Here is a 14,245-nt window from a genome sequence, read left to right on the forward strand (position 1 = left end):
GTTAAGAAAGCTGAGTGTGGTGCATTGAGAATAAATTGCTTTAGGACTTAAAGCCGCAGCGCTACGATAAAAAAACGATAATCCAATAACCAGTTTTGCTAGGCAGGTTACAACTGCGCCCTCCCGCTGGTTCAGGTTTGCAACCTGAACCACTGAGAAATCGGTCTGTGACCGATAAAGACCAATTCTTGGGTATGATAGTAACCTTGCTTTAATTAATTGTCCCAATTTAAACTTAATCTAACCGTGTTTATTTGGGAAGAATAGTAGGAGTAGTTAGCACTTGGGTAACAGGCGTTTTCGGCTACTGATACTTTGAAAGCCAACAGTATCTAAGCTAAACCCGGTTGAGCCAAATAGCTTTGCCCCTTGCCACAACCTGAAAAATTGAATAAAATTCGCCGGGCAAACTATGGGCGAAGACGGGGATATCGATTTTTCGGGTCACTGAAGATTGTTTTCAAATAAAATTACACAGCAGAATTTGTCTATTTTTAGCCTCTGTTTGGGAAGGAATGCTGTTTAATACCCTGCAATTTTTTGTGTTTTTTGTTGTGGTAACGCTGATGTACTTTTTGGTGCATCAACGGTGGCGATGGTTGCTGCTATTGCTTGCCAGTTGCTATTTTTATATGGCATTTGTACCGGTTTATATCCTGATTTTGGGCGGTACTATTGTGGTAGATTATATAGCCGGTATTCTGATTGAAAATGCTAAAGGACCTCGACGCAAATTATTTCTGCTAATGAGCCTTTTGGCTAATGGCGGCGTGCTGGCTGTGTTTAAATACTACCATTTTCTAAACGAAATCCTCACCGAAATCCTTGCCGGAATCCATCAATCAAACCCACTTCCTGCACTGAAAATGCTGCTGCCTATCGGACTTTCTTTCCACACCTTCCAAGCCATTAGCTACACCATTGAAGTGTACCGGGGAAAACAAAAAGCCGAACGACATTTTGGAATTTATGCCTTGTATGTAATGTTTTACCCTCAATTGGTAGCCGGACCTATTGAGAGACCTCAAAACCTGATACATCAATTTTACGAAACTCACCGCTTTGATTATCAGCGATTTAAAAGCGGAATCGGCTTGATGCTTTGGGGATTATTTAAAAAAGTGGTTATTGCCGACCGACTTTCTATGGCTGTGGATGCAGGTTTTGCTAATCCCCATCTACAAGGTAGCGAGGCCATTTGGATAGCCGTTTTCTTTTATGCATTTCAAATCTATTGCGACTTTTCAGGCTATTCAGATATAGCCATAGGTGCAGCCCGAATAATGGGTTTTGACCTGATGCTGAATTTTAATGCTCCCTATTTTTCACCATCCATTCCTGAATTTTGGAGGCGTTGGCATATTTCGCTCTCTACCTGGTTCAAAGACTATGTGTATGTTCCGTTGGGCGGTAATCGAACCCATACGTTACGTTGGATGGCCAACCTGCTTTTGGTTTTTTTACTCAGCGGTTTATGGCATGGAGCCAATGTCACGTTCCTGATTTGGGGAGGAGTTCATGGTGTTTTGGTCATAAGTTATTCCTTGTTCCGCAAACAATTTCCGGAACCAACCAACCCAACATTTTGGAATCAATTCTCCCAAACGATACTTACCTTTTTTGCTGTAATGCTGGCTTGGGTGCTTTTCCGGGCTCCATCCTTACAAGTAGCACTGGAAATTTATAAAAAACTCTTCCTGTTTAATGCCGGTGGCATGGCAGGTTTGGGGTTAAATAATACAGAATTGGTGTTTAGCTTTATCCTTATTGCCCTGTTAATGGCCAAGGATAAATACTTGCCAAACCCCCATTTTAAAACCGAAACCGGATTTTGGGCATTTCACCTGATTTTGGCTTTTTGCTGCTATTTGTTTGGTGTTTTTAACTTAACTCAATTCATTTATTTTCAATTTTAACATGAAAAAAACACTTGCATGGTTGGTGGTTTTGCTGGGTTTGGGCCTGTATCTGGGCTCCAGCCATGTGGGTTTAATGGATGCCATACAGGATTTCAGGGATCAACATCCTGCCCTTAAACACCGGCGTTACCTGAATGGCGATTTATACGGTTTTTCCTTGCTTCGGAAATACAAGCAACCTCAAACCTATGAACTCGAATCTAAAAGCCGGATCAAAGGCAAACCGGTGAGGCTGTTTGTTTTTTGCGACAGTTACCTCGATAAACGTATTAAGCCAACCAACTTTAGCCAGGTAGATTCCATCGCCTTTATGCGCTATTGGAACAATTCCACCTATCTGCACCATACTAAACTGGATACAAGTCATAAAAACGTAGTAGTTCTTGAAATGTCCGAGCGCCATGTTCGCGGTTTGCTAAATGGTGGAATAGGTGGCTTGCAAGAAATGTTGGTATTGGATCAAAACACCGGCACAACCATTCCAATCGCAGAAGCCGAACCGGAAACAAACACCTGGAAAAGCTTAGAAAAAAACTACTTCAACCCAAATATCAACTCCAACCTGGAAATAAATCTGTTTGAATACGCTCCCTTTGAACCGTTTAAAGAACTTAAGGCCTGGATTAACTACAAATGGTTTAATCGTTACAACAAAATAGTGTTCGTAGATGAAGAAAAGGATCACCTGTATTATGCACCAACCCTGAGTGCCGACTCCGACGAAGGAGCCTTTAAACCCCTTCATAATACCGAAGTTGACAGCCTGGTAAGCCGTTTAAATGCCATTCGGCAACATTACCTCAACCAAGGCTTTGACGCTGTTTACCTTAGCATAATTCCCAACCCGGTTAGTTGCATACATCCCGATTTGGGTGACTATAACCACTTGGTTGAGCGGGTTTATTATCACCCCTCCCTTGCCTTTCCGCTAATAAACGTTTGGCCCGAATTTTCTAAGCAGCCAAAAACCTATTTCCACCCCGGCGATTCGCACTGGAACAAAGTTGGTTTACAATTTTGGGTAAATCGGCTAGATTCCGTATTGGTCTATTGATCGCAATCTCCAAAATCTATTACTTTTATTCAATCCCTGCTTCCATTCTTTTTAATACTATTGCTACACATGAAAATCCTAAACTTTATTCTTTGTTTTGTTTGCTTGTCAACCCTGGCAAACGCACAGGAGCTGCAATTAATACCCGATAAAAATGTTGACACCATTTGGGTTGGACAAGAGCTTAGTTTTGAAATCAAACTTGCTATGAATGAAAGTCTGCCCGTTTCCATGAATCTGTTTGAAATGGAAGGAAGCCCATTCTTAACCGGCACCTATACGTTCAAACCAAAGGAAGTTGGAAAATGTACCATTGGGCCAATCCGTTTGGGCCCTTGGGAATCTAATTCGTTTACAGTTTACGTAAGCGAAAAGCCGCCCCAAAATTACTTAATTCTCGATGTTCCCAAAGAGCTGGAAGAAGATGAAATAGGCTATGTAACCCTAAAATGCCCTGATCATCCGAACTGTGGCGACGCTCCACAACTTGTTTTTATTGGTTACAACGACTTTGACGTAGTTTCTACTTCCTCATCTTCAAACTTTTCCTTTAAAAACGGGGCTAAAAGCCAGGGTTGGGAATTAAAATATGCTATCCGACCCAAAGGAGAAAGTAACTTTACTGTAGGTCCGGAGAATTTCAGGAGCGAATCCGAAGAGGCCTTAAACCTTGAAGTAAAAACCGTGAAAGTAATTCGCAAAAAATCTAAATTAAACCGGAATTAACTGAATTCAAAATCATTCTTCAATAGGAAATATACTCCGGCAAATTACCTAAATATTACCGAATTATTCTTTCATCCGGCCTCGGTTCTTCCTACTTTTACACCTGCATGAAATACCTTCTACAGGGATTTATTATCCTGGCTTGTCTGGGCTTTGGCGAATTATTGATTTTCCTCACAGACTGGCCCATTCCTTCAGCAGTCATTGGCATGTTGTTCCTAACTTTTCTGTTGCAAGCCGGCTGGGTAAAACCCACATGGGTTCAAGACGTTTCGGCTTGGCTCCTTAAATCACTCTCCTTCTTCTTTGTTCCGGCCGGCGTAGGTATTATGCTCTATTTCGACCTGATTTCAAATTCCTACCCCGCACTCATTACAGCCTCCCTGCTTAGCTTTTTACTGGCTTTGTTTTCCACAGGTTTTACGCATCAATGGCTTCTCAAACTCACTAAAAAACAAAGGAAAAATGCTCATCTGGACTGACATTATAGCGCTTGTGGCAACCGGGTTGGTATTTTTCCTTGGGCAATTCATTCAGAAGAAAACCGGCCTAATTGTATTAAATCCCATCCTGTTTTCTATGGTTCTTTTAATCGTTATCATTCAGCTAAGCGGGTGGAATTATGCTTCGTACCACCACGGTGCCAGGTATATCGAATGGCTTTTAAAACCTGCCGTTGTAGCACTTGGACTCCCTCTGTATCAAAACCTGAAAACCATAAAAAAACAGGCTATACCCATTTTGGTTTCGCACAGTGTGGGTTGTATTCTGGCTTTAACATCCGTGATTTTAATTGCTCGTTCCATGCATGCACCTAAGGCACTAATTTTATCCCTGGCACCCAAGTCGGTTTCGTCTGCCTTTGCCCTTGGAATTGCCGAAAGCATTGGTGGAATTCCTGCTCTGGCAGCCGCCATTGCCATTTGTATCGGCTTAATTGGAGCACTGTTTGCTTATCCTTTACTGGCCTTAATGAACATACGCAATCCAATCTCTCAAAGCTTAAGTGTTGGCCTTGCAGCTCATGGTATCGGCACAGCCCGTTCCTTACAATTCAGTAATCGCTTTGCAGCTTTTTCAACACTGGCCTTTATTTTAAACGGTATACTTACTTCGCTTCTAGCTCCCTGGCTTGTAAAATGGTTGCTGGGATAATAAGTTTCATATTTTGGCGGGTCCCATTCGCCAACCGGCTATTTTCCCTGATACCAAAAAGTAAAACAAAGGCGAATGGTCGGGCTATTCGTTCCTAGTCCTCGTCGCCCTTGGCTAGCGCCGCGGTCTCCTGTGGGCTATCCACTGCTATCCCTACCCGACCTAAACCCCGGCCATGGTCACATTTCCTTAAACCAGGTGTGGTCCGAAGCAATTTATCTTCTGTCAAAAAACTTGATGGGTTTGCGACTAATTTCCGGATGCACAATTTTAGCAATCTCTTCCGGCGTTTGAAAAACAATAGTAGGTGAAACCCTCAGTTTGGCTCTAAAATGATCTTTAATCGTTTTTTCAAACCATTCTCCTGAGTCCTTGCTGGCTATTCGAATTACAATTTCGTCGGTGCCAAGTTCATTCGTAAACACCTCTACGGCATAATTGGTAACATGGTCAAAATCATTCAGCAAATCGAAGAATGCCGGCGGATACAAGGTGGTTCCTTTGTACTTAATCATTTGTTTTCTTCGGCCAATAATAGGACCTAATCGGGTGGTAGTTCTTCCACAAGCACACACCTCGTTGTAATGGTAACAGATGTCGCCTGTTTTAAACCGCAACAAGGGCATTCCCTCCACACCCAGGGTGGTTACAACCACTTCGCCTGGTTCGTTGTCAGCTACCGGTCGGTCATTCTCATCTAAAAACTCCACCAATACCAATTCCGGATGCAAATGTCCTCCTGCCCCATACGAACATTCTGTAAAAGCAGCACCCATTTCGGTACTGGCATAAGTACTATACAAATCCAATGGCCACAATTCCTGAATCCGTCTTCCTAGGGTATTGAGCGAAAAATCAGTATTGCGGATAGGTTCTCCTATACAAATGGCTTTGGTTGGACTGCTATTCTTGTAATCAATGCCGTGTTGTTGGGCATATTCAACCAGTTTTAGGATAAATGAAGGAACAGCAATCAGGGCCGTCGGTTTTATTTTTTGAATGGTATCCCATTGCAATTCAGGAATTCCGGAGCCAACCCTAACAATTCCGGCACCCAACTTTCGGGCACCCAAAAAATAAGCCAATCCGGCCATAAAACGCCGGTCAATAGTAGTTGTTAGCTGAAAAAGTTCGTTTTCGTCACTACCGGTACAAGCAAAGGAAATAGCCTCGTTATAAGCCAGGCGTTCCAGGTCGCTTTCGGTTAAGGCAAAAATCACCGGATCGCCTAAAGTTCCCGAAGTGGTAACATAATCTACCACTTTCACCTTTGGAACACAAAGAAATTCATCGTTCCGCCCTGAAATATCTTCCTTGGTTGTTGGAGGTATACGCTGTAAATCTTCCAGCGACCGAATGGAATCGGGCGCAATGCCGTGTTCACGAAACAGCCTGGAATAAAATGGCGAATGTTGAGAAACATACTTCGCCAAATCAATCCACTTTTGTTCCTGGAGGGCTTTAATTTCATCCCGTCCGGCGTATTCTATAGCAGGTAATTTCACCCTTCCTATTCGTCTTCCAGCCAATTGGTGAATTTCTCGGTAAGGCCGGTTAACCAACTCGCCGATTGCCTTTTGCTATGCCCAACCACTGCATTATCGTTTACCGGAGTTTCCACTTTGGCTTCAATAATGGTTTCGGTGGTTTCTACACTTGTTGGGTTGGTAGTACTTTCCTGGTTTTGAGATTTTTCTTCCGCTTTAGGACGAGGATTTTTAGCTGCACGTTTCTCCGCCTCCGAAATTCCTTTCATTAACAAACCAACGGCCGTTGCATACAAAGGACTTGATAATTCGGGAGCAGCCCCTTTGCTTAAATGTTCATCCGGATGTCCGATTCGGGTATCCATGGTGGTTACATATTCAGCCAAAGGACGAAGGTTTTTTAAGTTACTTCCTCCACCGGTTAATACAATTCCACAAATCAACTTGCGTTCAAATCCGGAATTTTTAATCTCGTAATACACCTGGTTTAAAATCTCATCCATCCTTGCCTCAATGATGTGTGCCAGGTTACGCATACTGATTTCTTTCGGGTCACGTCCGCGAATACCGGGCATGCTTACAATTTCATTTTCTTTGGTGGAAGAGGCCAGGGCGGAACCAAACTTCATTTTTAATTGTTCAGCCTGGGCTTTCAAAATATTACAACCTTCCATAATGTCGGATGTAATTACCTCTCCGCCAAATGGAATAACGGCTGTATGTCGAAGAATTTCATCGTGGAAAATCGCCACATCGGTTGTTCCACCTCCAATATCAACCAAAACCACACCGGCTTCTTTTTCCTCTTGGCTAAGAACGGCATCCGATGAAGCCAATGGTTCCAGAATTAAGGAATCCATCCGCAAAGGAGCATCGGGTTTTACACGTTCAATACAACGGGCTATGTTTTTAATGGAAGTAATTTGCCCTGTTACAATGTGAAAATTAGCCTCCAACCGGCGACCTGCCATTCCAATAGGATTTTTAATTCCGGGCTCATTATCTACAATATACTCCTGAGGAATTACATGGATAATTTCTTCTCCGGGTTGCATCACCAGTTTGTACATGTCATCAATGATAGCATCTACATCTTCCTGGCTAATTTCCGATTCAATGGAGTCGCGCATCCGAATTCCGCGGTGCTGAATACTCTTGATGTGTTGTCCGGCAATACCCACAACCACCCGTTTAATTTCTACACCACTGTTTACCTCGGCTTGCTCCACAGCCAGGCGAATGGAATTAACGGTTTGTTCAATGTTTTGAACTGAACCGCGTTTCACACCCAAAGATTCGGATTTTCCAATACCAAGAACTTCAATTTTGCCATGATCGGTTAAGCGACCAACGATGCAACAAATTTTGGTGGTTCCAATGTCGAGACCTACGACAATTTCATGTTCGTTTTTCATGCTGAAAGGCTATTAATGTGCGGGGGGATTAGGAGTGGCGTTTATTGGGGTTGGAGGAGCCAAGGGTGGTGCATCTTTTTTAACACAAACCACCTGGTCCTTAAATTTTAAATTGATAATCGAATACTTGTTCCAGCCGGTTTTATTCAACCCCTGGAGGTAAAAATTCATCAGCTTTTCAAATTTTTCTTCCAATTGCTCTGCTTTACCAAACTGGATAAGGTGGTTGCCCATGGTTGGTACCATGCCAATTTCTCCTTTTTCGTCAACCACCAGTTGTTGCACCTGTGCCGACCAAAAAGTATCACGTTCCACCAACTGAGCAACATGAAAAATATCATCCAAAATGGTAACCGATGCCAGTTTATCGGTAGCAGGAATATCCAAACTGCGGTAATTGAATAAGTTTTCTGATTCGGTAATATTACCTGTGGCTACCGGCACCGAAGCGGTATAGATAGGCGAAAGCGGCATAATAAACCCCTGTTCGTCCATGTAAAAACTTTCCGAATGGGAATTAATAATCCGAACTATGGCTCTTTTCTGCTGAATTCGTATAAAAACATCCCCATTAAGTTCCATCCAAACTTCGGCATTCTTCACATGCGGATTTGCTTCTATGGCAGCTTCCATTCTACTTAAACTAATTTGATTGGCCGCTTTTCCAACCGGCGATCCGGTTTGATCCTCCAAAATTCGCAACACATCCTCGTTGTTGATGAACATATCACCATTGCCATTATCGATGTTTATGATAAGCTTGGAACAAAGCACCTTGCTTTGCTTATCAGTAGCAAAACCCAAACAAACCAATAGTCCGCCAACCAGCAAAATTTGCAGGCTAATCAAGGCTATGGTTTTAATTTTTTGCTTCACAACAAAACGGATGTGGTCAAGGCAAAAATATCGGTTCGGTTTCCTTACTAACTAAGGATTTCACCGAGTTTTTAACCGATTGATGTTTATTGTTGAAAACTTCCGCCTGAAATAGTAACGAAACTAGGCCCGAATTTAGTTTTGTCCCCTGTTTTTTAATTCATCCCTAATCTTGGATGCCCTTTCGTATTCCTCGTCATCCAAGGCCTCCTGAAGCATTTTCTCCAATTCATCATTGGCAATTTTTGAAAACTCATTTCCGGGAGCATCATCCTCTTCTTCTTCCATTAATCCAAAATCCGATGAATCCGGATCAATCAGAATTCCGGCAGAAGACAAAATATTCTCGTAGGTAAAAATGGGTGATCCAAATCGCAACGCCAAGGCTACAGCATCCGAGGTTCTGCTATCTATTTCCACCTCTTTTTCCCCATTACTGAAAAGTATCTTGGAAAAAAACACCCCTTCCGAAAGGTTGTAAATGATGACTTCAGCCAGTTGAATGTCAAAATTTTCTGCAAAGGTTTTGAAAATATCATGCGTCAAAGGGCGGGATGGAGTCATTTTTTCAAGCTCCAATGCAATGGATTGAGCCTCCGGACCCCCAATAATAATCGGCAACCTTCTGCGTCCATTGGCCTCGGTTAAAAGCAAGGCGTAAGCACCTGTTTGGGTCTGTGAATACTGCAACCCGATAACGTTCAGTCGAATTTTTTTCATCAAAAAAGCCCTCTGTGGCTAAGAAAATTTTTTGCAAAAGTAAATAATAGAATTTTGATTTCACATTCTCCTATTTTTGTATTCCAACCATCTGTAGAATTTTGAGTAAATGATGCGCAAATCCACTTGTACTAAGTTCATGAAAACAGCCCCACTTATCCTTCCATCCTTCCTGGTTCTGCTTTGTTCAATTTTTCTGTTCTCCTGCTCCAATAAACCCAGCTCCAAATTAGAGCCTTACCGCTGGTTATTAGGCACTTGGGAGAAAAAAGATGGCACTTATTTTTCCCATGAAAGCTGGTTGATGGGTGTATCCGAAAAAGGTGATTCGGTGCTGTTAGGCCAGGCCTTTCAAGTCGAAAATGGCGATACCCTTTTCAAAGAATTACTTAGCATTCGCGTTATTAACGACAGCGTTTATTATGTTGCCATTCCCGACAAAAGCCTTCCTACTAAGTTTCTTTTGAAATCTACCGGCGATCGTTCCTTCTCTGCTACCAACCCTCGCCACGACTTCCCTTCTACCATTACGTATGAATCGCCCGGGCCTTCCTCGCTTAACGCCAAAGTTTCCGGAAGAATCCGTGACCATTACCGCGAATTTAACTTTTCGTGGACCAAAGTAGAACCTCTGCCATAGTATTCATTTGTTTTACACTTTTATGACAATGCCCTTTTTGCGGTATTAGACTTTTGCAACCCGAAACTAAAACAGGTTGATACGCCGATTTCATATTCTTGCATTTACCCACAAATACGTTGAAATAAGCGAAATTGGGAAGTTTCACCGCGAAGGCGACAAGTTGTTTTCTTTGCTAAATCAGTGCAAAGAAGAGTGCCACCTCGATGAATTGGTTTATCTCAGCACCTGTAACCGGGTCGAGTTTATGTTCTTCACCGGCGAAAAAGTAAATGAAGCCTTTCTGAAAAAACTCTTCTCCGTCTTCTTAGAAAAAAACACCGCAGATGTAAAATTTGCATTAAACACCGGCAAGCTTTATCAGGGAAGCGACGCCCTGAGGCATTTATTCAATGTAATTTCTTCTATCGACAGCCTGGTGGTAGGTGAAAGAGAAATTATAACTCAGGTTAGGGAAGCGTTTGAAACTGCCGAACATTCTAAATTAGCCGGAGATTATAGTCGGGTAGTTTTTCGCTCAGCCATTGAAACAGCCAAATCGGTTTTTACCCATACCCATGTAGCGCATAACCCCATATCGGTGGTTTCGTTAGCCTTTCGGGAACTGCTAAAACTCAACCTGCCCAAATCAACCCGTATTTTGGTGGTAGGTGCCGGACAAACCAATACCGTTTTGGCCACTTACCTCAAAAAGAAAGGATATTCTCATTTTGTAGTCGTAAACCGCTCCGTAGAAAACGGTGAAAAACTGGCACAAAGCCTCCACGCTCCATTTTTACCTTTGTCTGAACTGGGCCATTCCACCCTGCCATTTGACCTGCTTCTCTATTGTACCGGCGCCGACAAAGCCCTTATCAGCGATAGCTTATGGAGCAAATTGCTTGGAAAAGATACCCTGGACAAAACCATTGTAGATCTATCCATTCCTTCGGGAATAGAACCATCCGTGCATAGAAATTTTAAACCAACCTACATTGGTATTGAAAGTTTAAAATCAGTTGCCCGGGAAAACCTGGACAAACGTCAAAAAGAAGTTGAAAAGTGTAAATCCATCGTACAGGAAGCTATTCAAAACACGGAGGTTTTGGTTCAACAACGCGAAATGGAACTAGCCCTAAGCTTTATTCCAACCCAGGTAAAAGCTATACGCAAAAAAGCTACCGAAGAGGTATTCCAAAAGAAACTTAAACAACTGGATCCTGCCTCCCAAGAAATTGTAGAAGAATTGTTAGACTACTTAGAAAAAAAATACATTGGCTTACCAATGAAATTAGCCAGAGAAAAACTGGTAAATAAAAATTAAGTTCCCGCTTCCTGGCGCATGGCCTCCTCATACCTGCCCACATGCTTCCAGCGGTTGTGGCTCCAAACATAGTTTCCCGGTTGCTCCGAAATGCTCTTCTCTAAAAACCTTACATAAGCCTCAGTAATTTCTCCAGGCACGGTTTCTCTTGGCTTTTCAAATGCCAAAGTAAATCGATTGGTAAAACGACCTCTGCCCAAACGCTTCGATTCCAAAAACACCACCGGCAATCCGGTTTGAAAAGCAAAATTTTCTAAACCCAATTGAAAAGGAACCTTCCTTCCAAAAAAATCAAACCACTTGGTGTTTTTAAACTTGCTTGGATTTTGATCGGCAACAAAAGCAGCCATGGTAGGCCTCTCAAAGGATGTGGCATGTCGCAACTGATTGTTTTTATCGTAAACCGAACACAACACGGCTCCATGTCGGGTGCGGATATCATACAATATTTTGTCCATTCCCTTATTATTCAACGGCTTGTAATAGGCCATGAAGGTAAATCCGGTCTTTTTTCCAAAATACCAAATTCCCCATTCCCAACCAAACTGATGCCCCATAGCTAAAATAACACTTTTATTCTGCAAAGGATAGTCGCCAATAGCCCCTTTATCGTAAACCAAACGCTTTTCCATCTCTTCAAATGCCAGGCGTTCCTGCTTCACCGTTTCGAATATCGAATCGCAGAGGTTGCTGTAAAACTCCTTGCAAATGGCCTCCCTTTCTTCTGCCGTTTTAGTTGGAAAGGCATGTTCTAAATTCGACATCACCAACTTTTTACGGTACTTAAAAACCCGATAAAGCATTACATAAAGCAAGTCGCTGATTCTGTACAAAACCGAAAAAGGCAGGCTAGCTACCGCATTCATCAATGCCTTTTGAATATAATAACCCAATCCCATGAGGGCGAAGATAGATAATGCTTAAACTAGTTGAATGGGATTATAGCCGGTTCATTAAACTATTGAGGAGTCAATGAAACCCATTTTAACTCTTGTCCGCTATCGCCCGAACGGTAATGGACATATTGCACACCAAAAATAAGCATCTCGTTTTTGGTAGACCAACTTTGGTTAACCCACACTTTCTCAGGCGGATTGGAAGGATTTTCAGGGTTGTTAGCAGTATTATCAAAGCTGGCTTTGTAATGAATAACCGTGTGTTGTGGCAGAACCAACATTTTTTCCAGACGATAAATGGTTTGCCACTCGAAGCTCCATTTTTCTAAATCCAACAAAGGAATAGTATCATGACCGGGAGTTACAGCATACGAATGAAAAGAAACCGCTAACTTATGCATGTGAGGCATTAACGACATCACCGATATACTATCGTTTAGGCGATAACTTCCATGATATGTTTTTACCGTATTCGGAAGTATGGGTCCTTTTTCATCGAGACTGGCCAGATTGATGGTTTTTACTTCTCTCACCTTTTTTTCGGTACAGAAAAACAACTCGGCAGAAGATGTAAGTGCCACCGTATCATTTAGTCCTAAAATATGCGTTTCGAATAGCAGGCCTTTTACCGCACCCACAGAATAGCCAAAACCATCGGGAAGTAAGGCATAGTTTACACCGGGAGCATAAACTCCAATGGTAAAATCGCCAAAGGTGTTTCCCTGTACAAAATGAGAAAGTGTGTCAGCACTTTGATAAACCGGATTGGTGGAATCGATACCATAAACAACACCATGGTGAACCACGCTGTTATCAGAATAACGGATGTTTGCCCCCTTTAAATAGGAAGTAACCGGGCTTGGGCTCTTCCTGAAACTCAGAAAAATTTGATCACTTAATTCGGTAAAATGGTAGGTGTTGGAGATTGAAATTACCCGATCGGGCAAAGGAAAATTGCTTTCCCCGAAAACCGGATTGGCAACAAGTTCGGTTTGGAATTTTTGCAAGGATTTCTCATTCAGTTTTTCTACCCATTGGATAATTTCCTGCTTATCCGATTCGGATAAAACCCGTTCGTTGTAAAAATGCCTTTGCTTTGGATTGGCAAACCAAAGCGGCATAATGTTTTTCTGTAAACAATAGACTATGGTTTTAGAATTGTAGTAAACCTCCCGAAAATTTGCAAAATTATATGGGGCAATTCCACTGTTGTCGTGGCAGGGTGTACACTTTTGTTGAATCAGATTCCAAGCTTTTGGCGTTTGTGCCTCCAACAAATGAAACCCAAACATCAATAATCCAAAAAACAGGAGCTTCATCTTCACCCTTTCTGTTATTTTCTTAATGATAAAGCCCAAAACATCCATAATGCTACATGCCTTCGATTCCGTGTTACCCTTCCTCTTATCCATGCTAAATAAGGGAATTTTCTAACTTCTTTCCCTTTTATTAAAACATTAATTATTAGCCGATTAACTCCTGTTTTTTTACGAATTTTTCCAACTCTTTTACGACCAAAATGAATCTGAATGAAAAGCAGTCTGGCTTGACCTATCCATTTTCGGCACAAAACAGAAAGAAAATCCGACCGGTTTAACTTTTCATTGCATAATCTCCCGGCTATTCTATCCTAAAACACTACTTGTGAAGTACCAATGGACTAGTACAGATTTACTATCAGGTTTAATCAAAACTCTACTTTCCGGGTTTGCACCCCGGGCAACGATAGAGGCAAGTAGCCCACAGGACACCGACGGCGCTAGCCTAGGGGGACGAGGACTACAGCCGATAGCGTGACCCGAACGCCGGTGCAGAAAACCGGGAACTTCTTCCGGTATAAAGTGGCGGAAGGGGGCCCGCATCCTACAATTTAAAAAAACGGCATTTAGGATTTGATTCATGATTTCGAACGCTTTACCTATGACCTTCCATTTTTTCGTGATTCCTATCCAAACCTTCGCTTTCTTTGCACTTGGTATGTTATCGCAACGGCAAGTTTTAAAGCTTCAACAAAAGCTGAGTCCACAGCAAATTCAACTGATGAAAATGCTTCA

14 protein-coding genes are annotated in these 14,245 nt (G+C 42.3%); 7 read left to right on the forward strand and 7 right to left on the reverse strand.

Going from position 1 to position 14,245, the window contains the following annotated elements; all coding sequences use genetic code 11:
• The coding region (locus K1X82_12265; protein MBX7182879.1) for a hypothetical protein at positions 1 to 228 on the reverse strand (228 nt) is incomplete at its 3' end.
• Between the two features lie 287 nt (positions 229 to 515).
• Between K1X82_12265 and K1X82_12270 the strand changes: the two genes are divergently transcribed.
• The 5 genes from K1X82_12270 to K1X82_12290 all read left to right on the forward strand — a co-directional run bounded on the left by K1X82_12270 (position 516) and on the right by K1X82_12290 (position 4,854).
• The gene (locus K1X82_12270; protein MBX7182880.1) at positions 516 to 1,916 is read left to right on the forward strand and encodes an MBOAT family protein; all 1,401 of its coding nucleotides are present in this window, start codon (positions 516 to 518) and stop codon (positions 1,914 to 1,916) included.
• Position 1,917: 1 nt separating this feature from the next.
• Positions 1,918 to 2,973: a hypothetical protein gene (locus K1X82_12275; GenBank protein ID MBX7182881.1), complete on the forward strand. Its 1,056-nt coding sequence runs from the start codon at positions 1,918 to 1,920 to the stop codon at positions 2,971 to 2,973.
• A 69-nt stretch (positions 2,974 to 3,042) separates the two neighbouring features.
• Entirely contained in the window at positions 3,043 to 3,699 is a 657-nt protein-coding gene (locus tag K1X82_12280) for a BatD family protein (GenBank protein ID MBX7182882.1), read from the forward strand.
• 107 nt (positions 3,700 to 3,806) lie between these two features.
• Positions 3,807 to 4,181, forward strand: coding sequence for a CidA/LrgA family protein (locus tag K1X82_12285; GenBank protein ID MBX7182883.1), 375 nt, complete (start codon positions 3,807 to 3,809; stop codon positions 4,179 to 4,181).
• The gene (locus K1X82_12290) at positions 4,165 to 4,854 is read left to right on the forward strand and encodes an LrgB family protein (GenBank protein MBX7182884.1); all 690 of its coding nucleotides are present in this window, start codon (positions 4,165 to 4,167) and stop codon (positions 4,852 to 4,854) included. The genes K1X82_12285 and K1X82_12290 overlap by 17 nt, the downstream gene beginning before the upstream one ends.
• A 215-nt stretch (positions 4,855 to 5,069) precedes the next feature.
• Here the strand turns inward: K1X82_12290 and K1X82_12295 are convergent, their stop codons facing one another.
• The 4 genes from K1X82_12295 to K1X82_12310 all read right to left on the reverse strand — a co-directional run bounded on the left by K1X82_12295 (position 5,070) and on the right by K1X82_12310 (position 9,352).
• Positions 5,070 to 6,359: an AMP-binding protein gene (locus K1X82_12295; GenBank protein MBX7182885.1), complete on the reverse strand. Its 1,290-nt coding sequence runs from the start codon at positions 6,357 to 6,359 to the stop codon at positions 5,070 to 5,072.
• A 5-nt stretch (positions 6,360 to 6,364) separates the two neighbouring features.
• On the reverse strand, positions 6,365 to 7,756 hold the full coding sequence (ftsA, locus tag K1X82_12300; GenBank protein ID MBX7182886.1) for a cell division protein FtsA: 1,392 nt from the start codon (positions 7,754 to 7,756) through the stop codon (positions 6,365 to 6,367).
• A 12-nt stretch (positions 7,757 to 7,768) separates the two neighbouring features.
• Positions 7,769 to 8,632, reverse strand: a complete 864-nt coding sequence (locus K1X82_12305) for a hypothetical protein (protein ID MBX7182887.1) — start codon at positions 8,630 to 8,632, stop codon at positions 7,769 to 7,771.
• A gap of 135 nt (positions 8,633 to 8,767) precedes the next feature.
• A complete protein-coding gene (locus tag K1X82_12310; GenBank protein ID MBX7182888.1) occupies positions 8,768 to 9,352 on the reverse strand; it encodes a DUF151 domain-containing protein in 585 nt (194 codons plus the stop codon).
• Positions 9,353 to 9,491: 139 nt separating this feature from the next.
• Here K1X82_12310 and K1X82_12315 point away from each other — a divergent pair, with 139 nt between their 5' ends.
• Both K1X82_12315 and hemA read left to right on the forward strand, forming a co-directional pair.
• Positions 9,492 to 9,992, forward strand: coding sequence for a hypothetical protein (locus K1X82_12315; protein ID MBX7182889.1), 501 nt, complete (start codon positions 9,492 to 9,494; stop codon positions 9,990 to 9,992).
• 76 nt (positions 9,993 to 10,068) lie between these two features.
• Positions 10,069 to 11,295 carry a glutamyl-tRNA reductase gene (gene hemA / locus K1X82_12320; GenBank protein ID MBX7182890.1) on the forward strand — a complete coding sequence of 409 codons (1,227 nt, stop codon included), beginning with the start codon at positions 10,069 to 10,071 and terminating at the stop codon, positions 11,293 to 11,295.
• On the opposite strand, the gene K1X82_12325 is transcribed toward hemA, so the two are convergent.
• A complete protein-coding gene (locus tag K1X82_12325) occupies positions 11,292 to 12,194 on the reverse strand; it encodes a lysophospholipid acyltransferase family protein (protein MBX7182891.1) in 903 nt (300 codons plus the stop codon). The two genes, hemA and K1X82_12325, sit on opposite strands and share 4 nt — an antisense overlap.
• A 59-nt stretch (positions 12,195 to 12,253) precedes the next feature.
• Positions 12,254 to 13,603 (reverse strand): hypothetical protein, encoded by a 1,350-nt coding sequence (locus K1X82_12330; GenBank protein ID MBX7182892.1) that lies wholly within the window; start codon positions 13,601 to 13,603, stop codon positions 12,254 to 12,256.
• Positions 13,604 to 14,245: the final 642 nt, after the last annotated feature.

Source organism: Bacteroidia bacterium, assembly GCA_019695265.1.
In the GTDB taxonomy this organism is placed as follows: Bacteria; Bacteroidota; Bacteroidia; order JAIBAJ01; family JAIBAJ01; genus JAIBAJ01.